The organism is Alteromonas sp. Cnat2-8 (assembly GCF_022348355.1).
Taxonomy (GTDB): Bacteria; Pseudomonadota; Gammaproteobacteria; order Enterobacterales; family Alteromonadaceae; genus Alteromonas; species Alteromonas macleodii.
Window position 1 is genome coordinate 724,027 of record NZ_JAKREX010000001.1, and the last position, 26,635, is coordinate 750,661.

Genomic DNA, 26,635 nt, shown 5'->3' on the forward strand with positions numbered 1-26,635 from the left:
GCCTACATTTAAGGTAGGTATCTCTACCGCATATTACTTGCAAGGATGAACGTGAGCTCAAACCAGGCTGGCCAGTCGCAGCGCAAATCATCATCAATTTCGCGGACATTCACTTTTTCAAAAGTGAGTGTTACAGCACTGTTGATCGCTATGGTTGTTATTGCGGTTTTAATCGCGCTGATGAGCAAGCAACAAGCACTCATAACAGCCTTAAAGCAGCAGAGTTATTTAGAGGATAATATTCTTGCCACTGAGTCTAGTATCAATCAATTTACGTTTCGGATGGAGAGCAGCGCGTTTTCTGGACCCGCGAATTACACTATTTTAAAGCGCGAGCTACAGGTCACCGTTCAAGGTATATCTGAATACCTTCGCAGTAGTGCAGGCCAAGCAATCTCGCCCACAGTCTTATCCGAAAGAGACTTTGCAGTAGCAAAAGAAGGATTGAATAGCGCGTCTGCACGGCAGGTCGCGCAAACCACACTAGATTTACTTCATACTCTTATTGAGTTGCCGATAGCCGACGCAACTCAACGTATTCAACAGCAATTTAGCCTGCTGCCTATGGTCAATGCCATGCAGGCGGAAGAAAACGCGTTGTTACTGCGTATTCAGGCGTTGCGCAATAAGATGCTTCTCACTACTATTTTGGGCGCAGTCGTCATTGTACTTTGGTATTTTATCGCATGGCTTTTTTACAAAAGTAACGCAAACAAGTCGCCTAAAAAGTTTGGTAAATCGAAGTTGAGACTTGCCATGGTGGATGACGATAGAGATTTGCAAAACAAAGAGTTTTTGCAGCTGATTAGCCATGAATTCAGAGCGCCAATAAGTGCAATTATCAGTGCTCTTGAACTTATTCCTAACATGGAAGAGCAGCGCACCAGACTAATTCAGCAGGCTGAACAATCCAGCTATCGACTTCTTAATCTTACCAACAACCTTACCGATGTATTAACCAATAACACTGAAGACGACCTGCACTTTTCAGATGTCGACCTAATCAGCTTGCTCGACGAATGTATCTCGCCGTTTTCTGTGCGCGTAAAAGACAAAAAAATCGAATTTAATATGCACTGTAGTCACAGTGTGCCCCATTACGCTGAAACGGATCCTGTCGCCCTTTCTAAAGTGGTAGTTAACATTCTTGATAACGCCGTTAAATTTACATCTAATGGACTTATCGACGTCACCGTTACAACCTTGGTGAAAAACCAAGGGATTTTTCTCGTTATTATAATTAGTGATACTGGAATAGGAATTGATGAGGCGACGCAAAAGCGCATGTTTGAACGCTTCTATCGCGGCGAACACTCAACTGGCCAACGCTTCCCAGGGGCAGGGATTGGCTTGTCTGTAGCTAAACGCAGCGTTGATAAGCTGGGCGGTGCACTACAGGTAACCAGTACAGTTGGAGTGGGTACAGAGTTTAAAATTTTACTGCCTCTGAAACCTATTGAGGATCTTCCCGCTACAAATTCAGCACCGTCTAATGCGACCTTCGCCGTAGTTGACGATTTAGAGATATCTAGGCTGCATTTACAATCAATTATTACCAAAGAGGGCTTTAGCGCACGCACGTTTTCATCTGGTGCGAACTTGCTCAATCTGCACGAAGAAATACTCCAGTTTTCAGGCATTATTGCCGATTTGTATATGCCGGGCATGAATGGTCTTGAACTAGTGAGGACGCTTAAGGCGATTTTTGGTGAACGGGTACCGCCCGTTATTGTGTTATCAGCAACACCAGATATTGCCAACATTATTGCAAACAGTGAACTGCCCATCTATCAAAGCTTTGTAAAACCCATCGATAGAAACCGGTTTGTAGATGCGCTCCATCACCTTACAGCAAGTAACGCAAGAGTTGTTGAAACAACGAAAAAGGCCAATGTATTGCTGGTAGAAGACGAGCCCATTAATGCAGAAATGGTGGAGTATATGCTTCAATGTATGGGCCACGAAGTTACTGTGAGTTACACCGGTGACGACGCTATTATTAGAGTGAGTGAAAATGCGTTTGACTGTGTGCTGTTGGATATCAACTTACCAGATATCAATGGTTTGGAAGTCGCTAAAATAATGAAAGAAGGTCACCCTGACCTTCCGATCATCGCCCTTACGGCCAATGCCCACAGAAGCGATAAAGAAGCGTCGCTGCAGGCAGGTATTCGATATCACTTAGTGAAGCCTGTCACCTTTCAAGAGCTCAAAAACACCCTACGCCTAGCACTATAACGCGCCAGGTGCTGCATAAATGCGATATTGATTTCGGCCGTTTTCTTTTGCTTCATAAAGCGCCTGATCGGCACACTCAAGCCATGCCATCGCTCCTTTAAAATCAGGAGAGAATTGTGCAAGGCCTAAACTTACAGTGAAACTTATTGACTCACCTTCGTGTTCTACCACTAAACGCTGTGCTAATTGTCGGATACGTTCAGCAACTATCTTGGCATCTTCAACCGAAGAGTCATTCAGAATAATGGCAAATTCCTCGCCGCCGTAGCGCCCTGCAAGGTCGGTTTCCCGCACACAGCGCTTAATCAGCGCTGCTAACATCTTAATCACCTTATCCCCAGCCTGATGACCATAAGTATCGTTAATGCGTTTGAAATGGTCGATATCGAGCATAAGCGCAGTACTTGGCTTTTCTCGGCGCACACAAAGTTTGTGCATCTCATCAAAGCGTTCCTGCCAGTAGCGACGATTATATAGCCCAGTTAGACCGTCCACGCGGCTCGCAGTTTTCAACTCTTCGTTAAGATGCTCCATTCCACGCTTACCGAGCGCCTGCTCAGTGACATCGTAAACAAGCATACAAAACCGCTCTACGTTGCCGCGCTTATCAACAATAGGGAACATGGTCACATTTTGGTACATGAACTCTGCAGCGCTGGTTACAGGGCGATTACAACCAAACTTAAATAAGTAAGGGCGCTGCTCCCAAATAATAAACACCGGGCTCTTCAAATTGAACACAGGGTCGACTTTGGTTCTCAGCCATTTTTCTTCTATTTCTGGGAAATGAGAAAAAAGACTGTCTCCAATGATTGCTTCCGCTTTCTTTGCACCATGGTTTTCAAGAAACTTGTTCCACACTTGAACGTTGAAGTTGCGGTCTAGCACTGCAATGCCCACTTCAATGGAATCGAGAAGCTCTGCGGGTACTTGAGAAGAATTAACTAAAGCACCGGTGGAAAGTGCGTCTGTAGATGCATTCATAGACTTTCCTTGTCTTGTGTCACAGCGTCATCATCGAGCAGCCGAGAATAGATATGGTTCATGGCATCACCAGGAAATAGCAACAGCAGGTCAAAGGAAATATCTCTGGCCTTAATGGCATAACCTATTTCGATAGCCATGAGCTTGCCCCAACGCTGCACGTTATCACTTAAAAGCGTTGATAGTCCTTGGTGCTGCCCCAGTAACACCGGATGCGTGTGGCTAAAGGCGACATTTAACTGCTCTGACAAACCGTTTAAACAGGCCCCGATAAGAATATTGGAAACATCCATTAGTGCTTCTAGCGCTAGTTTGTCGGAGGAAGCCGACGGCGGATACTTTAATAGTTCAACGATGTTTTGAGAGTTTGTGTCGTTAAAAATAACCAGCGCTTCGCCGCTTATACCTTCACTAATAAAGCCTTTTGAAACTGCCGACACGCTGTCGTTACGGTTAATTTCCGCAACCGCCATAGACAGTTCGTTGCTTTCAATTAAGTTGACGTTTGGGATAGGCAAATCAATAAACTCGCCTAGCAGTTGAGCAAGATTCTCACCCGCACGCCCCATGGCAATATTGACCATTTCACGGCATGCGTCTAATTGATCTTCTTTACTCATCTGGCGCTTGGCTAAAACGGCATTTGAGTCGCTATCGTCTTGCGCTTTTTGTAAGCTCGCGCCAGAAGAATGCGTCTCGCCACTGTAAATCCCGTAAGAGGCTAGGATGTGGCTGAGTTTTTCGTTATCAATTGGCTTTCTTATGAAATCCAGGGCACCAAGAGCGAGCATTTTTTCTCGCGCTTGCGCTTGTACATCACCGGAAACGACAACCACCAAGCAAGGAAGATCCTGTTGGCGAATGGCTTCCATGGTTTGATAACCGTCCATTACCGGCATGTTTAAGTCGAGAAACACCACATCGCCTTTGCCTTCGCGAACAAGCGCGAGGGCTTGCTCACCATTCTCGGCAAACGAAATATCCACGTCCCACCCATCAGGTAAACTGCGCGCCATCTGTCGCCTTGCGAAACCTGAGTCGTCGCAAATCAATATAGGAGTACTCATGGTAACTCCTTATATGGCAACAGGGGCTTTAATGTGTGGGTGTGACTGGTAATTTTTAAGCGTAAAGTCGTCGAAGGAAAAACCGAAGATATCTTTCACCTCAGGATTAATTTCCATCGTTGGGCGCTCGAAAGGCTCACGACTTAGCTGCAACTCTACCTGTTCAAGATGGTTTGAATACAGATGCGCATCGCCTAGCGTATGAATAAAATCACCGGGCTCTAAATCACACACTTGTGCCATCATCATGGTCAGTAAAGCATAACTTGCGATATTGAAAGGAACGCCCAAGAAAATATCGCCGCTTCGCTGGTAAAGTTGGCAGCTAAGCTTACCGTCTAATACATAAAATTGGAAAAGTGTATGGCAAGGTGGCAGTGCTTGCTTGCCCATCGCTGCATTTTCTTTAGGAGAATAATTGGTATCAGGGAGTACCGCAGGGTTCCAGCCGCTAACGATAAGTCGACGAGAATCTGGATTGTCTTTGATTTGCTCAACCACTTCGGCAATCTGGTCTACCGATGTGCCATCACCGCGATCCCAACTGCGCCACTGATGTCCATAAACCGGACCAAGCTCGCCTTCTTCGGTAGCCCACTCATCCCAAATACTCACACCGTGCTCTTTCAAATAAGCGATGTTCGTCTCGCCTTTAAGAAACCAAAGTAGTTCGTGAATAATGGATTTAAGGTGACACTTCTTTGTTGTCACCAAGGGGAAACCTTCCTGTAGATTAAAACGCATCTGATAGCCGAATACACTTAACGTACCTGTACCAGTTCGATCTTCCTTTTTCACACCCGTATCACGTACATGGCGCATTAGAGCGAGATATTCTTTCATCGTTATTCTTATATTTTTTGCTGTTCAACATGGTCTTTTCCGCGCATGTAAGCACGGACTATTAATCCTATTCCTAAAGCTATCATAGGTAAACAAAGAAGTTGCCCTTGGCTTAGTCCCATTTGATATAAGCCAATATGTGCGTCGGGCTCTCTGAAGTATTCGACGATAAACCGGAAGGTGCCGTAACCAAGTAAGAACAAGCCGCTGACCGCCCCTACTGGACGCTTTTTGGCAGAATATAGCCATAGGATAATAAAGAGTAGTACGCCTTCAAGCGCAAACTCGTAAAGCTGTGATGGGTGACGAGGGATATTACCCGCGTTAGGGAAAATGACCGCCCAAGGCACATCGGTGCTACGCCCCCAAAGTTCAGCGTTTAAGAAGTTACCTATGCGTCCGGCACCCAAGCCAATGGGTACTAACGGGGCAACAAAGTCCCCTAGTCGAAGGAAGGTCGTGTTCATACACTTGGCGCGCCAGAATAAGGCTGTTAGCACCCCTAAAAGCCCGCCGTGGAAGGACATTCCACCAGCCCAAATTTTGAATAAGTACAAGGGATCGTCGAGGAACATACCAAACTGGTAGAAAAGCACATAGCCTATTCGTCCGCCTAATATTACGCCTACGAAGCTCCAGAAAAGCAGATCGCTTAATTGCTCACGGCTCCAGTTGGTTTGTGAAAGACGCTTTTGTGCCAATAGGTAAGCGGCGATAAAGCCCACTAAATACATAAGGCCGTACCAGCGGACACTTAACGGACCGACACTGAAGATAACGGGGTCGATACTGGGAAATACCAGATAACTGCTCTGTTCCATTACTTTATTCAATTCCTAAAATCATTCTAATGCTCACCAACACGAGTAAGCACGCCAACATCGCTTTTAACACACGAACATTTACTCGCTGCCCAAGCTTTGCACCTATGTTTGCGGTAAACATAGAGGTGGCAACAATACCAGCTGTTGCCGGTAAATACACATAACCTAAACTATGTTCTGGTACATCTATCGCATTGTAACCGGCCACAATAAAACTCGTGGTACCAAAAACGGCAATAATAAGTCCGCAAAAGGCAGCACAGCCAATTGCCGCGCGTACATTAACACGAAACCATACCAGCGCAGGTACCAATAATGCACCGCCACCAATCCCCATAAGTGCACTTAGTAAGCCAGCTACACCACCAACAGTCGCAAGCGTACCTTTTGATGCGTCATTTTCTGAGGCTTTTTGCTTACCAAATATCATCTGCATCGCAATTAAAATAACCAGCACCGCAAACACATCTTTAAGCAGTTCACCAGAAATATGGCTTGCTACCTGAGCTCCGGCAAATGCGCCAAAAGCAATACCTAAGCCTGTGTAAAGCACAACATGCCTTTGAATATTACCCAGCTTGTAATGCGCGAAGGCCGACGACATTCCTGTGAAGATGATGGTAGATAATGAGGTAGCGATAGCGACAGGCATTACGGTTTCAGTGGTCATTCCCATGAAATGTATAAGCAAATACGACAACACAGGAACGATGATAAGCCCACCGCCAATGCCCAGCATACCCGCCAAAACACCTACCACAGAACCTAAAATAAGGCAGCTGAGAACTATTACAACTAATGGTTCCATTCCTTAAGCACCTGCTCGGATAAGGCCTCCCAGGCCCTTGGTTTCAAGATATTGATTCAAGTGCACAAAGACTTCTTCTTGGCTAACAGAGGTGAGTGCCAATGAAAGTAACTGCTTACATTCATCCAGCGTGACTTTTCTAATAAGCCAGTTTATTTTTCTTAAGTTAAAGCCGTTCATACTTAGGCGGCGATAACCCATTCCCATTAGCAGTAATGCTCCAGCTGGCTCACCTGCAATTTCACCGCAGATAGTCACGGGCACTTGATTTTGATTGGCTTTTTGAACCACGTCGTAAAGCGCCCCTAATACCGCAGGATGATAGCTATTGTAGAGCCCTGCCACCCGCGTATTGTTTCTATCCACCGCGAGCAGATATTGGGTCAGGTCGTTACTGCCTACCGAAAAGAAATCCACGTGCTTTGCTAATTGAGGTAGCTGATAAAGTACCGACGGGACTTCTAGCATAATACCTAACTTAGGCTTGGTTAACGTTTGTCCTGACTCTGCAATCTCATCACAAATTTCATAATATGCCTGATTAATTAGCCGCTTAGACTCCTGCACTTCAGATACGGTGGAGATCATAGGCAGCATAATTTGCAAATTGCTTAGGCCTACACTTGCACGCAGCATGGCGCGAACCTGAACCAAGAAAATTTCTGGATGATCAAGGGTTAGGCGGATGCCTCGCCACCCCAAAAATGGGTTTTCTTCATTAATTGGGAAGTACGGTAGTGGCTTATCGCCTCCTACGTCGAGAGTACGCATAGTGATAGGCAGTGAAGGCGCGGCCTCAAGCACTTGGCGGTACAGCTTTACTTGCTCTTGTTCTGAAGGAAAACGCTCGCGTAACATAAAGGGGATCTCGGTGCGATAAAGCCCTACACCCGCGCCAATTTGTTCAGCGTTTAGCTCGACTTCAGCTGAAAGGCCAGCGTTGATATAAAGAGACATTCTACAGCCATCAACGCTTTCGCAAGGTTTATCAGCCTCGGCGTCAATTTTCTCTGCGATGGCCGACTCTTCTTCAATGAGCTGTATAAATTCAGACTTGATGTTACGTTCAGGCGATACAATGACCTCGCCTGAATACCCATCAAGCAAAATCTCTTTGTCTTCGAGTAGTGCTGGCGTGACGTTTTGACAGCCCATCACTGCAGGCACGCCCATGGCTCTAGCCAATATTGCCGCGTGAGAGTTATTTGAACCGCGAATAGAAATAATGCCTTTTAGCTTACCTCTTGGAAATTCGGCAAGCATAGGCGCTGAGACTTCATCAGCTACGAGAATACTGGCTTCGGTTATCGTTTTTTCAGTAACCTTTTTGCCATTCGCTTCATACAAAATGTTGGCAAGAATACGGTCGGATAAATCGACAATATCAATGGCACGCTCTTGCATGTAAGGGTCGTCCATTGCTTGAAAGCGTGCGGCATAGCTTTCTACAACCATTTTTAATGAAGACGCCGCATCCCAACCTTGGCGAATTTTTTCTTCTACTTCCCGCCCAAGGCTGTTGGCATCTAGCAGATGATGATATAGCTGAAAAATGGATTTAACATCGTCGGGAATGCCGTCATCTAACCGCTTCGATAACGCATCGACATGACCTCGCGTAACTTCAACCCCTTTGCGATAGAGTTGAATTTGATCTTGAGGAGATTGCGTGCGCTTTACGACCCAGTTTTTAAGGTTAATAGATTTGTCTGGAGACACTCCCTTGCCAATAGCAAGGCCTGGAGAACCCGCAATACCACGCACATTTTTTTGCCGCGCAGTATTGTCGTTCGAATTTGACAGCGTCAAAGCCCCGCGAATATCAGCATTGGTTATTTCTAACGCGAGCTGCGCAGCAAGGGTGACTAAAAATGCTTCTTCGTCTTCACTGAAGCGGCGCATTTGTGATTGCTGAAGGGTAATAACACCAAGCACACGCCGTTGGTTGATAATAGGCGTACCTAAAAAGGCGTTATAGTTTTCTTCCTGAACTTCGGGGTAATGTTTGAATCGAGGATGGCTATGAGCATTAACGATATTAAGAGGCTCTTCCCGCTGACCTACCAGCCCGATAAGCCCTTCTGAGAAGCCAATGCGTACCTGCTCGACTGCATCGGGATGTAGTCCGTCAGTGGCTTTAAGGATAAATTCTTGGGTGTCGTAATCGGCAAGGTAAATAGAGCATGAATCGACATCTAGGGTCTGTTTAACCCGTGAGGCTAGCCTAAACAACGCCGTATCGAGAGCAGGAATTTGATTCATTTCCTGCACGATACGCTTTAACGTGGTTAACATTGTTCCTTGCTGGCTCTGAGGGCTCACCGGTTTTTCCTTTTTTACTCGCAGTTTACTCGCTGCTTACTCCGCACACCTCTGTCTTGCGTACCTGAACTTCGCATACGCTTATCCACGCCTGCGTTTCTTGCCACGTTTATGTGGCGCTGCGTTTTGGCGCTGTTGAGGCCGATGCTGCGCAGACATAACTACAGGCGAGAACTCTTTCATTACTCGTCTGTATACATCGCGCTTAAACGATACAACGTTTCTTATTGGATACCAGTAACTTACCCACCTCCAGTCATCGAATTCAGGATGACCTGTTTTAAGTACATTAACGTCTCGCTCGTTACAATCGAGCTGCAACAAGAACCATTTTTGTTTTTGCCCTATACAAACAGGGTTACTGCCTTGTCGAATTAATCGCTTCGGCAGCTTATATCTAAGCCAGTTACGGGTAACACTTAAAATAGTGACATCTTTCGGTGTCAGCCCTACTTCTTCGTGAAGCTCGCGGTACATAGCTTGTTCAGCAGATTCCCCTTCATCAATTCCGCCTTGAGGGAACTGCCATGAATGTTGACCATAACGTCTTGCCCAAAATACTTGACCCATTTTGTTGCAAATCACTATGCCCACATTCGCACGGAATCCATCGGCATCTATCACATAGACTCCCGGGCACACTATACTGTTATATGTTTTCATTCTTCCACAAACTATGCTCCAATCATAGTCTTAATATTCGTACCCGCTTTTCAAACAGGAAATTAGCCATATTTATGCAGCCACCAGTGTCTCCCCCGTCATCTCCAGATAGCCTTTTAGCCCGTTGTCATGCGATAGCAGGCTTGACGCTTGGAGAGCTTGCGGATATGGCAAATGTAGCCATTCCGGCCAATTTACAACGTCATAAGGGGTGGCCAGGCATGCTGATAGAGAAATGGCTGGGCGCGAGTGCAGGCTCGAAGCCTCAACAGGACTTTCCTGAACTTGGCATCGAACTTAAAACCATTCCCATCGACGCCCATTTTTCGCCTTTAGAAACCACCTACGTCTGTTTTGCCCCGCTTTTGATGGCGCCCGGCATTACATGGGAAACGTCTAACGTGCGAAACAAACTACAGCAGGTATTGTGGCTACCTATTGAAGGTGACAGAGCTATTCCGCTGGCCCATAGGCGGGTAGCAACAGGCTTTTACTGGCGACCGAATGAACACGAAGATGCGGTATTAAGACACGATTGGGAGGAACTGGTCGAGCAAATTGCAACTGGACAGGTTGAGTCGATCACCTCTCGTCAAGGCGAGGCCTTACACATTCGTCCTAAGGCGGCAAACGGGAAAGTGCTCACCGACGCGTTGGGGCCAGAAGGTCAGCGTATTAAAACCCGTCCTCGCGGCTTTTATTTACGTAAAACCTTCACCCATCAAATATTGATAAATGCATTTGGTGGCTAACGCGAACTCAACGTCTAGCACAATACTCTTGTTATCTTAGCGGCGTGGAGTTTAGGTGTTTAACCAAATACTCACTCAAGAATTTTTCTGAATTTATCCCCATGCGTTTTGCCACGGCTTCAAGTTTAGCGTCGCTGCGCAGCAGAACATTCTTGGCGTACTCTAAGCGGTAGTGGAAAATGAAACGTCTAAAGTTTTTCTTTTCAGTAAGTTGCAAGGCCAATGCGAGCGAGGTGGGGTCGATATCTGCCCCTTTACAAAACTCACTGAGGGTAAGGAAGCGAACCTTGTACGCCTTTGATTCTATGGTGTAGCGTTCTGCTTTAGAAATAATACTGCTAATTTCATAAGGTGTTGCCTTGCCTTCATCTAAGCGTTCGTAATCGAGTGGCGACGGGGACGTCCGTCGTATAAAGGTTAGTGAAAACAGTACAATTAGAATTGCCGTTCCAATCATCAGATGATGAAACCCTTCCCAAAAAGGAACAGGGAAGAAGCCGAATGTTGCGGCCGTCACAAGTAGAATACTCATAAACGCAACGCCAACCAAGCTTCCCATTACTCCGGCAAGCCTAGGCATTTTCAGGTTTTTTATATCCACCGCCTGCTCTGGTAAGTGCCTATGGTACATTTGAATATGCTCGGTAATAAGAATACCTATGAGCAACACGCTAAACCCCGTTAACAGTGATGCAATATAGGCAGGCCACAATAGCAGAGGCTGACCATGAGGAGACGATGAGAGCCATTGCTGCTTATCGTCTACGGGTATCAGGAGAATGGCGCACTGAAAAACGCCGGTCACTACTACCGGCCACCACAGCCGCTTTCGTGCCGTAGGATAAGCTAACAGCATGGGTTTTATTGCGCGGTAACAACACGTAATCGCGATTACAGCAAATACTTCTGATAACCCGTAGATACTAGCCAGCCCTGTGGCATTTGCCATACGAAGCCACTCATCCAGCATAAACACTGGCCAGCACAAAAACGCTGCCGTTAGCCAGCGTCCACTGCGTAAATTGACTTTTTGAACAAACAGACGCACAAAGCCAATGGCATAAATGCCAAGCAGTGCGTAAAGGAAATAGTCATTTATGGCTGAGGTCATCAGCGCCCTCCATCCTTGAGATTCGAGTTGCCTTTACCGTGCATGTTTACAGTAACCACATATGCATAGAAAACAATTACCAGTAAACGTCACGTTGCATAGCCACTGTGCGAGTTCGTTCCATAATTCGAATAAGCGTGCTGAGTTTCTCTGCTGTCCATTTACGCACTTCGTCATGGGAGTCTACTTCGGCGTCGTCTATCGACTGCTTTAACATAAGCAGCGCATTCAGCTCATCAATACCAGTGAGCAAATCTAACCACGGCGCGCGAAAATTACCCCGCTCTTCTACAAACAAGTCACCAAGCAGAAATCCACTCCATAATGTTTGCCTAAGCATCACTTCTACAGCGCTGTAATTGGCAGGCCCCATGGTTTTGTTTAGCGGCATGCTTTGCTGTACAGTTTGCCAACCTTGCGACAGCCAACCTTTTGCATGATCAAGCACCGGATGATCAAAACCCGTTGCGACTTTTTGCCACGGCTTATTCTGAATAAGACTTATGGCGTGTAGCTTAATGTCTGTGGCATCGTTGTCGAAAAACAGCTTTTCAGGCTCATGAGCCTGCATTAAGCCTGTTTGTCGTCCTTGCAAATAGCTTACTACTGCAGGATGTTTGCTGAGTGTTTTGTTAAACATGCTCTTTTTAGAGAGCAAGTAACGCAAACTTTGTAAGTCGTCTTGCCAGCCCCACTTTTGCGCATGGGTGACCAGCTTTTTATGCAGGGCGAGTAGCTCAGGGCACTGCAGAACCGGCAAGTAAAGCGATACACTTTGCAGTAACAAACGTACGCTTTTAGCAACTTCAGCCAGCATTTTTATTGAGCCACTTTCGCAAAACACATGCTCGTGGTGCTGCCAATGCGCCAATGCAGTTTGAACCGCGTGGCTAAATGCTTCTTCCGTGGTGGTTGTGTCTTCAAGCGCAAGGAAATCTGGCAGGTGTCGAACTTTAGCGTTAAAGCCGTGAAGTAATTGATATCCCTGCGCCGCTTTTGATACATCACTAAGGCGTACCGGCATGTTGTCGTTTATTAGCACCGCCAACGTAAACAAACTGTTGATATCACCTGACATCAATTCAAGCTCTATTTCGTTGATTGGGGAACTGGCTTTTTCTGTACTTGCTTCGCCACAGTCCAGCACAATCTCAACCACACTTTCACCCACACTAACCACATAGGCATTGCGAGTAAAGTGAGTGCTAAACTGTTTAGATAGACGCGTGTTTTTTGCCGCCACGTCCCAATCTTGGGGCCAAGCGCTGGCTTCAAATAGCGTGAGGTCGGGCCTTGAATTATCAAGGCTCACATTGTATTCCATGCGTTTGTGCAGACCACCGCTGACCACGCCGTTAGTCTTTAGCGTCTGTTCGTATTCACCATTGTTACCTCGAACACGAAAGCCCATTTTATTGTTTTGAAAATCGAGCTTATCTGTATCGTAATAGTCGTTCTCTAGGCGCATTTCACGATGAGAGTTAACCTGAATACTGTTTTTTTCGAAAAGAGGAAGTACACGTTGACTAAACGCATGGTGGGCGTTGTCACCCGTTACAAATTTTAATTCTATTTCTGACATGGTTGCGCTAGGCACAGCTTATGATGCTGACACCTTACCTTTGTCGCTTACTTTTCGCAATGCTGGCGCCATGAAACAAGATGCTTTAATTAGACAAAAGTGGAACAAACTTGCCTTTATCGCGGTCAACCAATACCATCTTCACGTTTTAAATTCTAAAATTGGACTTCATATGATTCGAAAGTGGTTAGCAGCAGCCCTTATTGCATGCTCTTTTCAAGCATTTTCGCTACAAGATACCGCTGATTTAGAAGCGTCTTCTTCGCATTACATTAGAGATGACTTGTTTATCTTTATGCATACTGGACCTGGTCGTAACTACCGCATTCTAGGTTCAATTGAAGCAGGCACACCTATTACTGTGCTTGCACGCGATAACGATGCTGAATTCACGCAAATTACCGACAATGAAGGTCGCGAAGGCTGGGTTGAAAGCCGCTTTGTGTCCAATACCATGTCGCAAGCCGAGCAATTGCCAATCATAAGTGAGAAGCTAGCTGAGAGCCAAAGCGCACTGCAAACAGCGCAGTCTGAAAACGCCAGACTTCGCCAGCAACTTAACGATGCACGTCAGCAGGTATCGAAGCTTACAACAACTAGCGAGGAACAAGCCTCTGAGATAACTCGTCTTACCGCCAAAGTAGATAGCGCGAATAAAGATGAGCTAGTTACCTGGTTTACACGCGGTGGTATGGTAGCCGGTGTGGGTATATTACTGGGCGTAATGCTGACTTACCTTCCCAAGCGCAAACGCAGAAGCAGCGAGTGGATGTAGTGTAGGTTTTATAGCTGAACGCTAAAAAACGAAAAAACGCCGATGTTAGCATCGGCGTTTTTTATTGAGCTTATTTCGGTAAATTGAATTAGAAGTGACAAAGTACAAACACTTTGATGAGTTATATGCGCCTATTATCGTACCGTAAGCACCACTCTATACCCACTTGTCATACGAGAAATATCACCTTGTTCATCGTTTGACCCTCGAGCTGTTATCCTCTCATGTGCATAACCCCATTTAAGCTTCGCACAAAGCTTATCAATGAGTTTTAACCCTATCCCAAATCCGCCATCTAATTCACTGATAGTCGGCGCAGATAAAGTCGCTTGGCCTTTTTCGTTAAGCGCCTCTTCTTCAAGGCCGTCCTCTTCGTTGAACACGGTGAGCGTTGCATCTGAAAGACTTATTGTGACTCTTCCTTGCTGCGTGTGCTGATAAGCGTTTCGAATCACATTTCCTATCACAATTTCGCTCGCCGTTTTCGCCAGCGTTAACTCACAATCGCTCAATTGCAGCTGCACACTCACGTCTTTTCCCGACAGCAAATACATTAAATCTTGGCTTAGAGCCTCAACCATTGCTTTAAGATTAACCTTTTCTTTGGGTAAAGCTGCTTCTTCATTTCTTCCTAACCAAAGTAGAGTTTCGGTCAAATCTGCCATGGTTTTTGAGGCATGATCCACCCGCGCAAGCGCGTTATTGCCTTTAGTATTTTCACTATCGATCACTCTGTGCAGTAATGCCGCGCTACTTCTAATGACGGCAATCGGCGTTCTAAGCTCGTGACTCGCATGGTTAACAAATTCCCGTTCTCGATTTAGGGTGTTGCGCACGTTTTGCAAACTGCCATGTATCATCCCTGCTAGCGCGTTAAGTTCCTTATAACGAAACTCTGGGATAGGCTTATCGAGCTCTTGTTCATCCAAAGACGCCGCCCACCTCTGCAATGACTCTATGGGGCGAGACACGCTGCGCATAAGAAAAAGCAAGGCGACAAAAAACGAAACCAGTGCAACTACGCCCACAATGGCGCTGTAAATAACATGGTTTATTCTAAAGTGTTTTTTGCCGTCAGAAGGTGGCGCAACAAACACTTGGGTAACGTATCGCGATTCTCCATTTTCTAACGGAACTAACACGGCAAAGTGAGCCGAAATAGGACGGGAAAACCAATCAGGTTTGTTGATATCTTTCATAAGTGAAAACGGTATAAAGCTCTCTTTGGAAAAGCTCTGCTTCACTTCGACAGGCAAACTCTCGTAGTTCGCAAAAACATGTAAATCGAGAATTTGAGCATGCTTGTTGTCATCAAGCTCTGCGCTTTCTGCCGCCCGTATCATGGTATTTCTCAGCATGCCGTCCATACCATCGAAAAAGCTATCGCTGCTTTGTATTGAAAAGAGCACGATAACTACGGCGGCCAAACTTAATAGCGACCACAAGACGTAGCGTCTTAAGCTGATGCGAAGGCCATTTACCACTGATCGTTTCCTTTATTTGTACTTTTTGGTTCCGCGCTTGTACTTTGCACTGAATTGGACTGCTCTGGTTTTAACGTCACACAAAAGCCTGTGCTGGCTACTGCTTTTACCTCTATGCTGGCATTCGCTTGCACCAGTGATTTACGCAAATTATGAAGATGCACTTTAAGCGCATTGCTCTCTGGCGCATCTTCTCCCCAAACCGCATCGAGAAGACGCTCCCGTGGCATAACTTTTCCTTGTTGCTGTAACAATGCCTTTAGCAGCGTAAATGCTGTGGGGCTTAACTTAATAGGCACGTTCTCAACACTTACTACGTCGCTTCCCATTGCTAAACTTACGTTGCCAAAGCGCAGCTTTTTCACTTGTGATGAACGCCTGTGCGCCAGTGCAAAAACCCGAGCAACCAGTTCGGGCATGTCAAACGGTTTCACTAAATAGTCATCGGCGCCTTTTTGAAACCCTTCTAGCTTGTTTTCCAACTGGTCACGGGCGGTTAGCATAATAATAGGCGTATCGTTGCCGTCTTCCCGCACCCTCTCACATACGCTTAAGCCATCAAGTCGCGGTAAATTAATGTCCAGCACCACAACATCAAACGGATGCTTTTGGATAAGAGACAGCGCGGCTACACCGTTTGCAGCGTGGTCACATACCATGTCTTCAAGCTCTAAATAGTCGATAATATTGCCCGCCAGACCTATATCATCTTCCACTAGTAACACGCGGATCATTAGCCGTACTCTCCGTTAAAGGTTTAACCAAATGCTTTGCCATTAGACAGCTTACATCGTCATAAATTAACAGTAATGCGGGTATTAATAAAAGTGTGATGACGGTGGCAAACAATATACCGTAACCCAGCGACGCGGCTGCCGGAATTAAGAACTGCGCTTGTACCGACGTTTCGCCCAATATGGGATATAAGCCTACAAAGGTGGTAATTGAGGTCAACAACACAGCTCGCAAGCGACTGGTACAAGCTTCAATAACTGCCGTTTCCACCGGCACACCTTCTTCTCGCAAAGCGTTGAATCGTGAAACCAACAACAAGCTGTCGTTAACCACTACGCCGCTAAGCGCCAATATGCCGTTCAGTGAAAGCAGGCTTATCATTAGTCCATTCGACCAGTGGCCGATAATAGCTCCGACAATACCGAAAGGGATGGCGGTCATTATAATAAGCGGCTGTACGTAGGATTTAAGCGGTATCGCTAACAACGCAAAAATAGACAGCAAAGCTAATATAAACACGCTCTGCATAGAGCTTTGCGTTTCAGCTTGCTGTTCGGCTTCACCGGCAAAATAAAGCGCCAAATCTTGGTACTGGCGTTCCAACTGAGGGACAAACTCACTATTAAGATAATTCACCAATTCTGTAGAAGTAATAACATCGCTATCCACCGACGCGCTTACCGTTAAGGCCCGTAGGCCGTCTATACGTACCACCTGTTTTTCTTGTACATCTTGAATAACGTTAGCCACTACAGAAAGCGGTACGACGGTGCCATCGTCCAGACGTACCTGTGTATTCATTACATCAGACGGGTTCATCCTGTCTTTTTCAGGATAACGCACCCGCACTTTCACTTCGTTTTTATCGCGCAGGTAGCGCTGAACAATCTCTCCACCAAATGCTTTTAACAGCTGTTGCGATAGGCTTTGGGTATTTAATCCCAGTGCACGTCCTTCAGGGGTAAGTTCAAAACGCATCATGGCTTCACCGGGTGTTAGTGAACTCTCAACTGCGTATACGCCGTCAATGTTGTTGAGTACCTCAACAAAGGCATCATTAGCTGCCGTCAGGGTATCGTCGTTGATGCTTTTAATTTCAACATTAAACCCATCAACCATTTCTCGCCTTGAGCGTATTTTGAGGCTTTTTACGCCTTCTAGATTGCCGGTTAAGGCATTCCAGCGTGCCGACAATTCATCAAGAGAATAAGAGGCGTCTTCATCAAGTGAAATGGTGATTGTGCCGCTTTGATCGCCACTCGCCGTCACTTGCAAACTGCTGATACCACTTTTATCTGCGCCGTTTTCTTGGGTTAGTTGGCGGTCTGCCTCAAGCGCATTTTTCTCTAGCAGCATTAAGTTGCGTTCGTTTTGCCCGTAGCTAGCATCGCTGTAAAGCGACATATTGGCCGATACGGTGTCGCCCTGCATACTAGGGAAGAAACTTACTCTTACCACCCCCGTTAGCGGTAAGCTAACCACCATGACAAACAAGGCAACAAACAACAGTACGGCGGCATAGCGGTAGGCTACGGTAACTTTCAACACGCGCTGATACACGCGGTAGTTAAACCACTGAAGCCCACCATCTGCTTTTTGCTGCACTTTATTCCATACGCCACCTAAGCCCCTTCGCGCTTTTTGCTTGGTTGGCAGATGGGCTAAATGAGAAGGTAAGATCAGCTTCGATTCAACCACCGACAGCAACAAACACAAGGTAACGATAGTGCCGAACTGAGAATAAAGCGTACCTAAGCCACCCGATACGTTCGATAGCGCGAAGAAGGTAGCGACTGTGGTCAACACCCCAAACAGTGTAGGAACCGCCACCTTATGGGTACCTAAAATAGTGTTTTGAAGCGTATCGCCGTGCTGCTTACGCGTGGCGTACACGCTCTCTCCCACCACCACAGCATCGTCCACCACAATGCCAAGGGCCATGATAAAACCGAATGTGGTCATTTCGTTTAGCGTCATTCCCGTATAGCTGTCGGTCATGAAGTACAGGGTGCCAAAGAAAATAAAGGGCAAGCCCGCCGCTACCCAAAATGCCACGCGTAAATTAAGAAATACGGCAAGAGTAACAAACACCAACACAATGCCCATAAGCGCATTGCTGGTAAGTAATGCCAAGCGCTCGGTGATAAGCGTGCTTTTGTCATACCAGGTTTCAAGCTCTACACCTTCAGGTAGCAAGCCTTTTTCGTGCCACGCATCAACTACTTCGTGAGCCTGCTGTACCATTTTGGTTACGTCACCATATTCATCCATAAGCACCTGGATACCATACCCATTTGTGCCGTTGTAACGCGACAAGTGATAGCTATCATCGGCAAACATGTCGCGCACTGTAGCAACATCACCAACGGTGAGTATGACGCCATTACTATCGGTAATTAGAGGAATGTCGGCAAAATCTTTCGCCCAGTAAGACTGTTCAGACGCTTTTAAACGAATCACTTTTTCTTTGTTGCGCAAGCTGGTTGTAAGCGCGGTATTCGATTCTTGGTTAACGGCATCAGCTACGTCTGACAGCGTTAATCCGTAGGCCTGAAGCTTACCTTCGTCTATTTCAATAGACATCATAGGGTCTACAAAGCTGCCGGCGCTGACTTCCCGGATGTCCTCTTTTGCCAGTAAATCTCGCTCTAATTGCTCCCCCAAGTATTGAAGTGAAGCGTGGTCGACGTCACCATAGAGCTGTACCCAAATAGCGTGCTCTTGTCGGCGTGCTTTGCTTATAACTGGATTTTCAGCATCCGACGGGAAGTTAGAAATACTATCTACTTCGGTTTTGATGTCGTTGAAAAGCGTGTCTAAATCGTATTCGGTTTCCTTTTCTACCTGCACACTGGCGCCGCTGGCGTTCGAGGTAGACGTAATTCGCTTAATCCCCGGGATTGCCTCCAGCGCGGTTTCAATTTTGATAGCTATCCCTTCTTCTGCTTGTTTAGGGTCACCACTATCGTATGTCATTGAAATGGTAACAAAGCGTGGCTCCATACTTGGAAATGCCTCTTTGCGGATATCGTTCATGGAAACCAAGCCAAGCACGATAAGGCTGACCATGAGCAAATTGGCCGCTACTGAGTTCTGCGCAAACCAAGCGATAATTCCCCGGGAGTTGTTCCCGCTATTCCTATTGCCTTTCGGACTCTCGCCCCCGTCAAACGGCGCGCTGTTTCGATTATTTGTCATCAGCTTGCCCTCCTGTTTGTCCTTCCACTACAGGCAATACTTTGGTATTCACCAGATAGCTGTTTAAAGGGCGCGCAACCACCAGCGCTTGGCGTATTTCGCCAACCTGTTCTGACATGCTGTTGCCGCTAGCGTTACCCGAGGTTTTACCCGCAACATTACTCACAATATCGCCCGTAACTTCACTGGTTTTTGGTGGGGTGATGTAGGCATAACCTTCGCTTTCAAACAAAACCGAAGGCGTGAACTTTGCCAACTGCCCGGTAGATGGCATTACTAACCATACTTCTTGCTTTTGCGAGATAGCAGAAGCCGGCAGTTTCCAGACATTGTCGAGTGCTCTTCCTTCAATGTCTGCCTGCACAAAGCTGCCGAATAAAAGAGGCGTTGAGTATGCTAACGGCTTTTCAATAACCGCTATGGCGTTACGCTGACGCGTTGTATCACTTTGATGCCATTCAGCGCGAACGATATTGGCAACCCAGGTATTTCCTGTAGTGGTATCGGTAAGCGTTACCGGCCAGTTAAGGGAGGCATCACCAGACAACTGCGTTTCATCACCAGAAGGTAATTGAGCCCATTGGCTAGGTGAAAGGCCAATAGCCACTTCGGCAATATCTGCAGAATAGAGTGTGGCGACCGCACTGCCAGCTTGAACATAGCTCCCTAGCGCAATGTCACGGCTGACCACCAATGCATTAAAAGGTGCACGTAGCGAGGTAAACGCCAAATCTCGCTTGGCTGAATTTACACTTTGCTCGGCTTCATCCAAAGTGGCCTGAGCCGCCTTTAGCTGTGGCTCACGCAGTACTAATGCCGATAAAGGTTCACCATCAAGCCCTGAACGTGTCCATTCATCTTTCGCTTGAATACCCTGTAATCGCTCTTCTTCTAGACTTACAACAGCCGCTTGATAGGTAGCATTTGCACTTGCTAACGCCTGTTGATAGTTGGTGTCATCAATACGTGCCAATACCGTGTTATTTGCCACTAGGGCACCAGTTTTAAAAGACGAAGATATATCAGTAACTTGACCACTAACCTGTGCGACTAAGCTCAAGCTATCTTGCGGAACAACCTGACCATACCCCCTCACCTTAGCGTTATAGCTGTCGGCGGTTACATCAATAACGCCTACTTGAGCCAGCTGAGTATTGCCGCTTTGTTCTCCCTTTGGGCTGCGATTAGTGGTATTCACTGATGACGTGTCGCTTGCCCTTTTAAGCCTGTTCACACCGCTATCGGCAATAGGTAATGCTGCTGGCCTTTCACCACCTGCAGGTTTCTTTGCCTGAACGGCATTTTGTGGTTGCTCGGCATTCGCGGAAATTGCTGGAGACGTTGGCTTTGATTCGGTCTGCGGTTTTGCGCCGGGATGTTGGGCGCCCATATTCATCATGGTATACATAACCGCTAGCGCAATACTTGCAGCGGCGAGTAAGGTTACAATAATTCGTTTGTTTCTCATTGTGACACTCCAAGGCCAAGGGCTAGGCCTAAGTCAATTCGGTTTTGTAGTTTCTGAGCGTGCAGCTCAACTGCCTGAGCTTGTAGGTTAAAGCGCGTGTCATACACAGAAAGTAAGTCCAAGATGTCAGCAAGGCCCTGTCGATATTGACCTTCAATGGTAGAGACGCTGCGCTCTGCATTTGCTAATGCCACGTTGGTGTGGCTAATTCGAGCACTCAACGCGGTTTCACTATCCAGCGCATTTTGGGTTTCCTGTACCGCCGTTAATAACTTTTCGCGATACTGCCACCAGGCATTGGCTGAGGTTAGCTTTGCATCTTCAACTTGCGCCCTTAGAGCGCCCCCCTGAAACAGTGGCGCGGTCATCTGTCCAAGCAAACTCCACAAAGGGTTAGTAAACAAAGCTTGTGAAGGTGTAGAGGCATTATCAGAAAGGGATGCAGACAAGCTAATGCTTGGCAACAGGGCTTTGTACGCCACATCGACTTCAAACTCTGTTGCTTTTAACGCATAAAAGGCCGCCTGAAGATCGGGTCTACGTGCCAGATCCTGTTTCGGCAAAGTTGTTAGCGGCAATAACACGTCGGGAAAACTAACTTGAGTGTTGAGCTCGTTTAGCGATTGGTTTTGCCTGCCTAAGAGTACGGCCAACGTGCGCTTTGCTGTTAAAAGTGCATTTTCATATTGGGCAATAGTAGCGCGAGTATTTGCACTGCTTGTACGCGCAGTATCTAAATCGTCTAGGCTTCCCAGACCGGTGCTATAGCGCTTTAAAATAACGGCTTCGTTATTTTCTAGTACCGTTAGCCGAGACTGCTCAATATTCAGTAATTGCTGCTGAGTGAGTACGTCGATATAGCTTCTTACTACGTTAGCGACCAGAGAATCTCTGGCAGACCGATAGCTGGCTCTGGCACTTGCTGCATCTAAATTTGCTGCACTTATTCCATCGCTGATTTTTTGCCATAGATCCAGCTCCCAACTGACATTTATGCTCGCGCTATAGCTCGGACTGCTCGAATAAGAGCTCGTACTGGAGTTGGTATTTGAGCTGGTAGATGCACTGCTATTAGTGGTTTCACTTTTTGACGCAGAGAAGCTCGCGTCAACATTAAGGTTCCTATCCGCTTTTGCACTATCAATGGCTACTTGTGCTTTTCTAAGCGTTATTAACGACTGCTGCAGACTAGCATTAGAAGACAAGGCTTCATCAATGTAACCAGCTAAGTGGGGTAACTCTTTGATATCAATAACATCGGTTAGCGTCGTGTCCGAATTCAGCAGCAAGGTTTGTGTTGATTCTTGTTGCCGTGCTTGAGACTGCCACACAACGTTGTTACCCGTTGACGACGATGCCGATTCGCTCAACGCTCTGTCATCAGTACTTGTACATGCAGACAGCAAAATGCAAAGGGTAATGCTATTTACCGTCAGTATTATCTTGCCCATGACTTGTGCCTATTATTTGGCGCACAGCTTAGTTTCGAAGGTCTATGCGCAGCTTTTTTAAATTAACTGACACGAGTATTTCAAACGCAGGGTTAAGGTCCGGTTAAGGAAAGAGCAAGGAATTAGAAATAAATGAGAAAGGTAGGAATAAGGTATTAAAAAGGCCAGCTTAGCGCTGGCCTTTGAATGACATGTTGCGAAGATAGCTCTCAATTAAATCGCTATCTTGACAAGTCGGTATTTACCGCAAGTATTACCGCTTATTCATCATCTTCAACTAGGGTCATCAACGATGTGTTACCACCTGATGCCGTAGTATCAATACTGATGGTTTTTTCGGTCATCAAACGCTGAATAAGGTTGTCATTATATTCAGCTGTGATAACAGGCAAGATAGCCCCTTCGCGAGATGACAGCATTGCTGTAATACGCGCAGTACGCTCAGTACCAGAGTCGACTACCACGCCAGATAAATCTTCATCCATTAGCAAGGTATCTAGATGCGCAAGACGCGCTACCTGGAATAAGCCTTTTGGTGCGCCCGTTGATTCAAACTTGTTTTGAATTTCAACGGCTTCTTCATAGAAGATTTCAGACACAACTGATACTACCGGGTTACCCGTTGATAGCGCGGTCACAATAGACAGTAACCAGTATTCAAAGGTTACTTCTTTATCGGCAAAACACACCAAGATCCCGCGAGGCTCTAGGTAAAGCTTGTTCGATTCACCTGTTGGCCCCGGCAAGGTTTGTGGCTTGGCTAGCTTGCGTTCAACACTGGTTAACTGCTGACGCGCCGTCGCAAGCGTACGGTTCAAGTCATCAGCAAGCTCGTCAACGATGTCCACTTTCGCAATTTTAGCGAGAAGCTGACGTACCATAGAAATACGGTCATTCAACGGCGTATGACGCCACTGCACTTCTACCGCTTTCGCTTTATCCATCATTACGTGCGCACGCTCGGCAATCTTTTCATCACCGACAAGCGCTGCATCAGTACCATCTACATCATCAATGTGCGATGGCTTAGGTGTGGCACGCTCCATCATTAAGCGAGGCAGATAATTAGGACCACCCGCTTTTGGACCTGTACCAGACAATCCACGTCCACCGAAAGGCTGAACGCCAACAATAGCACCAATCATGTTGCGGTTAATGTACACGTTACCCGCGCGGCTCTTGGCCGCTAGTTCGTTAGCACGCTCTTCAATACGCGAGTGAATGCCCATAGTTAGGCCGTAACCTGTGCCATTGATTTGCTCTAGCACACTATCAAGGTCTTTCGACTTAAAGCGAACAATATGTACCACAGGGCCGAACACTTCTTTTTCAAGCACATCAATGTTCTTGATTTCATATAAGGTCGGCGCAAAGAAAGTACCGTTTTCAAAGCCTGCTGGCATTTCATTGCGATAAAGCAGCTTAGCTTTATCTTCCATATACTCTTGGTGATCGGTTAGGCTCTTAAGCGCCTTCTCATCAATAACAGGGCCAACATCGGTAGCAAGCTGCGTTGGATCACCAACGGTAAGCTCTTTCATGGCGCCGGTTAGCATTTCGATAAGGTCATCAGCAATTTCATCTTGTACGAACAATACGCGAAGCGCTGAACAGCGCTGACCGGCACTTTGGAAACCAGAGTGGATCACGTCATCAACTACCTGCTCTGGCAGTGCAGTTGAATCAACAATCATACAGTTTTGACCGCCCGTCTCTGCAATCAATGGCACCTGTTCGCCACCACGTTCTGCAAGCACTTGAGAAATTAACGTACCGGTTTGCGTTGAACCTGTGAACATTACCGCTTTAATGCGCTCGTCTGGTAGAAGGGTTTCGCCCACTTCTTTACCAGGCGACACAATAAGTTTCAGTGCGTCTTCTGGCAGGCCTACCGAGTGCATAATATCTACCGCACGCTGCGCAATAATGCTGGTTTGTTCAGCAGGCTTAGCAATAACCGTGTTACCTGTTACAAGTGCCGCTGCCACTTGGCCTAAGAAGATGGCTAGTGGGAAGTTCCACGGGCTAATACAAAGCACAACACCACGAGGAAGTAAGCGTTGATCTTCAGCAAGCTCTTCTGCACGCGCCGCGTAGTAGCGACAGAAATCAACGGCTTCACGCACTTCATCAATACTGTCTTGCGCTACTTTACCGGCTTCACGCATACAGATAGCGATAAGTTCTGCCATGTGGCGCTCAAGCGCATCTGCTGTTCGATTAAGTATTTCAGCGCGCTCGCTTACATCGCGTTTAGACCATGCTTCAAACCCAGCTTCGGCTTCATCTAATGCTTTGCGCATATCATCAGGCGTAGCGTAATGATGATAACCTACCACGTCGTTGTGGTTAGTTGGGCTAAGTACCGCTGTCGCACCTTCTGGCACTTCACCGGTCACTTTGTAGTAATCCTGCCAGCGTTCAAGTTCGTGTTTTAGCGCCGTTACCGCATTGGTGTCGGTAAGGTCTAGACCACGCGAGTTATCGCGCTCTGGCGCATACAGCCCACGTGGGGTTTTGATTAACTTGTTATAGCGTACTTTCAGGCGTTGTGTTTTCTCTACCGGATCTTCAAGCAAAGACTCAACCGGTTTTTCATCGTCAACGATAGCGTTTACAAACGACGAGTTCGCGCCGTTTTCAAGAAGACGACGTACAAGGTAGGCCAATAAGTCTTCGTGTTCACCTACAGGTGCATAAACACGGCACTGAATTTTATCCTGTGTTACCACCTGATCGTAAAGGGTATCGCCCATACCGTGCAGACACTGGAACTCAAAACCTTCTTTGTCATCACCAGCAAGCTCAACAATAACAGACGCTGTGTAGGCATTGTGAGTCGCAAACTGCGGGTAAATGGTGTCGCGATACTCAAGTAGACGGTTCGCACAGGCATGGTATGACACATCTGTTGACGACTTACGGGTAAATACAGGGAACTCTTCAAGGCCCGCTTGTTGAGTAAGCTTAATCTCAGTATCCCAATAAGCGCCTTTAACCAAACGCACCATTAGCGGACGACCTACCTCTAGGGTAAGTTCACGTAAGTGCTCTATAACGTGGATTGCGCGTTTTTGGTAGGCCTGTACGGCCAAGCCAAAGCCTGTCCAACCGTTCAGGTCTTCATCGCGAAATACGGCTTCAATAATGTCTAGAGAAAGCTCTAGACGGTCAGCTTCTTCCGCATCTACGGTTAAACCGATATCGTATTCTTTCGCCATCATACACAGCGCTTTCAAGCGCGGCGGAATGTCTGCCATGGCGCGTTCGCGGTGAGAAAATTCAAAGCGTGGGTGAATAGCAGAAAGCTTTACCGAGATCCCCGGTGAACGCTTAGGACCGCGTCCGTTAGCCGCTTTACCGATTACTTTTATTGCTTTTACGTATGCATCGTAGTAACGCTCAGCGTCGCGCATAGTGCGTGCGCCTTCGCCTAGCATATCGTAAGAATATACGTACCCTTTGGTTTCTTTCTCTTTGGCGCGATCTACTGCATCTTCAATGGTTTCGCCCATAACAAACTGACGACCCATAACGCGCATCGCAATGTTCATAGCGCGGCGAATAACAGGTTCACCTAAGCGGCCAAGGGTTTGTTTTAACAAGCCAAACTGTTCTTTCTTGCGCTTGTCGGCATAGTTCACCATGTTGCCCGTAAATAACAAGCCCCACGCCGATGCGTTAACAAATAACGACTCTGAATTCCCCAAGTGAGGTGTCCACTGTCCCTGAGACAGTTTGTCACGAATAAGCTCATCTTGAGTGGCTTTGTCTGGAACACGCAGCAAGGCTTCAGCCAAGCACATCAATACCACACCTTCTGCTGTAGATAGCGAGTATTCATTTAATAATGCGTCAACACCACCGTGCCCTTCTTGCTCTCGGCGAATTTGAAGCACCATCTTTCGTGCGCGTTCCCATGCACGGCTTCGTGCACGTGGGTTTACCTCGGCAATGGGAAGGATTTGATCCACAGCCACCGACTCACTAATGCGATAGTAGTCTCTTATACGCTGGCGTAGGGGTGAAGTTGTATGAAGTGTGTCGTTAATGAGCATTGCAACCCTTTCATAGAAATAGCTGTAACAAAAAGCGTTCCCGCCGTGTAAGACTGCTCACGGTTACATGGAAGCGGCTAAAAAACAAGCAAAGTCGAAACCCTGCGTTGACCTGTCGTTCTTCTTTTAACTTTATACTTTTGGATGAAGATCACGACAGTGCCAAATTTGCGCGGATGGTAGCACACAAAATCGCCCTGCCAAGCCCCTACCAGAAAAGTTTTTTTGATTCTCTGTCAAGCTACGTATTCAGTGCGTTAGATGACATTTCA

Annotated in this window: 18 protein-coding genes; 3 read left to right on the forward strand and 15 right to left on the reverse strand. The window is 46.7% G+C overall.

Features of this window, described 5'->3' with window-relative positions; all coding sequences use genetic code 11:
* Positions 1-45 precede the first annotated feature (45 nt).
* Complete coding sequence (locus MHN00_RS03045; RefSeq protein WP_239300223.1) at positions 46-2,238, forward strand: response regulator; 2,193 nt, start codon at positions 46-48, stop codon at positions 2,236-2,238.
* Here the strand turns inward: MHN00_RS03045 and MHN00_RS03050 are convergent.
* The 7 genes from MHN00_RS03050 to rppH all read right to left on the reverse strand — a co-directional run bounded on the left by MHN00_RS03050 (position 2,233) and on the right by rppH (position 9,710).
* Entirely contained in the window at positions 2,233-3,222 is a 990-nt protein-coding gene (locus tag MHN00_RS03050; protein ID WP_014948185.1) for a sensor domain-containing diguanylate cyclase, read from the reverse strand. The genes MHN00_RS03045 and MHN00_RS03050 overlap by 6 nt on opposite strands.
* Entirely contained in the window at positions 3,219-4,289 is a 1,071-nt protein-coding gene (locus MHN00_RS03055; protein WP_039224447.1) for a response regulator, read from the reverse strand. Before MHN00_RS03055 ends, MHN00_RS03050 begins: the two co-directional genes overlap by 4 nt.
* A 9-nt stretch (positions 4,290-4,298) precedes the next feature.
* Complete coding sequence (locus tag MHN00_RS03060) at positions 4,299-5,132, reverse strand: thymidylate synthase (protein ID WP_239300225.1); 834 nt, start codon at positions 5,130-5,132, stop codon at positions 4,299-4,301.
* Between the two features lie 8 nt (positions 5,133-5,140).
* Positions 5,141-5,953 (reverse strand): prolipoprotein diacylglyceryl transferase, encoded by an 813-nt coding sequence (lgt, locus tag MHN00_RS03065; protein ID WP_014978255.1) that lies wholly within the window; start codon positions 5,951-5,953, stop codon positions 5,141-5,143.
* A 4-nt stretch (positions 5,954-5,957) separates the two neighbouring features.
* Complete coding sequence (locus MHN00_RS03070) at positions 5,958-6,764, reverse strand: sulfite exporter TauE/SafE family protein (RefSeq protein WP_239300227.1); 807 nt, start codon at positions 6,762-6,764, stop codon at positions 5,958-5,960.
* A 3-nt stretch (positions 6,765-6,767) separates the two neighbouring features.
* On the reverse strand, positions 6,768-9,059 hold the full coding sequence (gene ptsP, locus MHN00_RS03075; RefSeq protein WP_039224899.1) for a phosphoenolpyruvate--protein phosphotransferase: 2,292 nt from the start codon (positions 9,057-9,059) through the stop codon (positions 6,768-6,770).
* 108 nt (positions 9,060-9,167) lie between these two features.
* Positions 9,168-9,710, reverse strand: a complete 543-nt coding sequence (gene rppH / locus MHN00_RS03080; RefSeq protein ID WP_014948179.1) for an RNA pyrophosphohydrolase — start codon at positions 9,708-9,710, stop codon at positions 9,168-9,170.
* Between the two features lie 113 nt (positions 9,711-9,823).
* On the opposite strand from rppH, the gene mutH reads away from it, so the two are divergent.
* Positions 9,824-10,501, forward strand: a complete 678-nt coding sequence (gene mutH / locus MHN00_RS03085; protein WP_239300229.1) for a DNA mismatch repair endonuclease MutH — start codon at positions 9,824-9,826, stop codon at positions 10,499-10,501.
* Positions 10,502-10,532: 31 nt separating this feature from the next.
* Here the strand turns inward: mutH and MHN00_RS03090 are convergent, their stop codons facing one another.
* Both MHN00_RS03090 and MHN00_RS03095 read right to left on the reverse strand, forming a co-directional pair.
* A complete protein-coding gene (locus MHN00_RS03090) occupies positions 10,533-11,612 on the reverse strand; it encodes a DNA mismatch repair protein (RefSeq protein ID WP_049587333.1) in 1,080 nt (359 codons plus the stop codon).
* A 76-nt stretch (positions 11,613-11,688) separates the two neighbouring features.
* Positions 11,689-13,194, reverse strand: coding sequence for a CYTH domain-containing protein (locus tag MHN00_RS03095; protein WP_014948176.1), 1,506 nt, complete (start codon positions 13,192-13,194; stop codon positions 11,689-11,691).
* Between MHN00_RS03095 and MHN00_RS03100 the strand changes: the two genes are divergently transcribed.
* Positions 13,157-13,969: a TIGR04211 family SH3 domain-containing protein gene (locus MHN00_RS03100; protein WP_014948175.1), complete on the forward strand. Its 813-nt coding sequence runs from the start codon at positions 13,157-13,159 to the stop codon at positions 13,967-13,969. The two genes, MHN00_RS03095 and MHN00_RS03100, sit on opposite strands and share 38 nt — an antisense overlap.
* 134 nt (positions 13,970-14,103) lie before the next feature.
* Here MHN00_RS03100 and MHN00_RS03105 read toward each other — a convergent pair whose 3' ends face one another.
* The 6 genes from MHN00_RS03105 to putA form a co-directional block, all read right to left on the reverse strand.
* Positions 14,104-15,453 (reverse strand): HAMP domain-containing sensor histidine kinase, encoded by a 1,350-nt coding sequence (locus MHN00_RS03105; protein ID WP_239300231.1) that lies wholly within the window; start codon positions 15,451-15,453, stop codon positions 14,104-14,106.
* The gene (locus MHN00_RS03110; RefSeq protein ID WP_239300233.1) at positions 15,447-16,187 is read right to left on the reverse strand and encodes a response regulator transcription factor; all 741 of its coding nucleotides are present in this window, start codon (positions 16,185-16,187) and stop codon (positions 15,447-15,449) included. Before MHN00_RS03110 ends, MHN00_RS03105 begins: the two co-directional genes overlap by 7 nt.
* Positions 16,159-19,386, reverse strand: coding sequence for an efflux RND transporter permease subunit (locus MHN00_RS03115; RefSeq protein ID WP_239300235.1), 3,228 nt, complete (start codon positions 19,384-19,386; stop codon positions 16,159-16,161). The genes MHN00_RS03110 and MHN00_RS03115 overlap by 29 nt, the downstream gene beginning before the upstream one ends.
* Entirely contained in the window at positions 19,376-20,854 is a 1,479-nt protein-coding gene (locus MHN00_RS03120) for an efflux RND transporter periplasmic adaptor subunit (protein WP_239300237.1), read from the reverse strand. Before MHN00_RS03120 ends, MHN00_RS03115 begins: the two co-directional genes overlap by 11 nt.
* Positions 20,851-22,305 (reverse strand): TolC family protein, encoded by a 1,455-nt coding sequence (locus MHN00_RS03125; RefSeq protein ID WP_239300239.1) that lies wholly within the window; start codon positions 22,303-22,305, stop codon positions 20,851-20,853. Before MHN00_RS03125 ends, MHN00_RS03120 begins: the two co-directional genes overlap by 4 nt.
* A 260-nt stretch (positions 22,306-22,565) precedes the next feature.
* Positions 22,566-26,363 (reverse strand): bifunctional proline dehydrogenase/L-glutamate gamma-semialdehyde dehydrogenase PutA, encoded by a 3,798-nt coding sequence (gene putA / locus MHN00_RS03130; RefSeq protein ID WP_039217490.1) that lies wholly within the window; start codon positions 26,361-26,363, stop codon positions 22,566-22,568.
* Positions 26,364-26,635 lie beyond the last annotated feature (272 nt).

Coding starts and splice junctions, on each gene's coding strand:
- mutH (WP_239300229.1), top strand. CDS start 9,824: ATGCAGCCACCAGTGTCTCCCCCGTCATCTCCAGATAGCCTTTTAGCC.
- MHN00_RS03060 (WP_239300225.1), bottom strand. CDS start 5,132: ATGAAAGAATATCTCGCTCTAATGCGCCATGTACGTGATACGGGTGTG.
- MHN00_RS03120 (WP_239300237.1), bottom strand. CDS start 20,854: ATGAGAAACAAACGAATTATTGTAACCTTACTCGCCGCTGCAAGTATT.
- MHN00_RS03115 (WP_239300235.1), bottom strand. CDS start 19,386: ATGACAAATAATCGAAACAGCGCGCCGTTTGACGGGGGCGAGAGTCCG.
- MHN00_RS03110 (WP_239300233.1), bottom strand. CDS start 16,187: ATGATCCGCGTGTTACTAGTGGAAGATGATATAGGTCTGGCGGGCAAT.
- lgt (WP_014978255.1), bottom strand. CDS start 5,953: ATGGAACAGAGCAGTTATCTGGTATTTCCCAGTATCGACCCCGTTATC.
- MHN00_RS03090 (WP_049587333.1), bottom strand. CDS start 11,612: ATGACCTCAGCCATAAATGACTATTTCCTTTACGCACTGCTTGGCATT.
- MHN00_RS03045 (WP_239300223.1), top strand. CDS start 46: ATGAACGTGAGCTCAAACCAGGCTGGCCAGTCGCAGCGCAAATCATCA.
- MHN00_RS03055 (WP_039224447.1), bottom strand. CDS start 4,289: ATGAGTACTCCTATATTGATTTGCGACGACTCAGGTTTCGCAAGGCGA.
- MHN00_RS03125 (WP_239300239.1), bottom strand. CDS start 22,305: ATGGGCAAGATAATACTGACGGTAAATAGCATTACCCTTTGCATTTTG.
- MHN00_RS03095 (WP_014948176.1), bottom strand. CDS start 13,194: ATGTCAGAAATAGAATTAAAATTTGTAACGGGTGACAACGCCCACCAT.
- MHN00_RS03050 (WP_014948185.1), bottom strand. CDS start 3,222: ATGAATGCATCTACAGACGCACTTTCCACCGGTGCTTTAGTTAATTCT.
- MHN00_RS03070 (WP_239300227.1), bottom strand. CDS start 6,764: ATGGAACCATTAGTTGTAATAGTTCTCAGCTGCCTTATTTTAGGTTCT.
- ptsP (WP_039224899.1), bottom strand. CDS start 9,059: ATGTTAACCACGTTAAAGCGTATCGTGCAGGAAATGAATCAAATTCCT.
- putA (WP_039217490.1), bottom strand. CDS start 26,363: ATGCTCATTAACGACACACTTCATACAACTTCACCCCTACGCCAGCGT.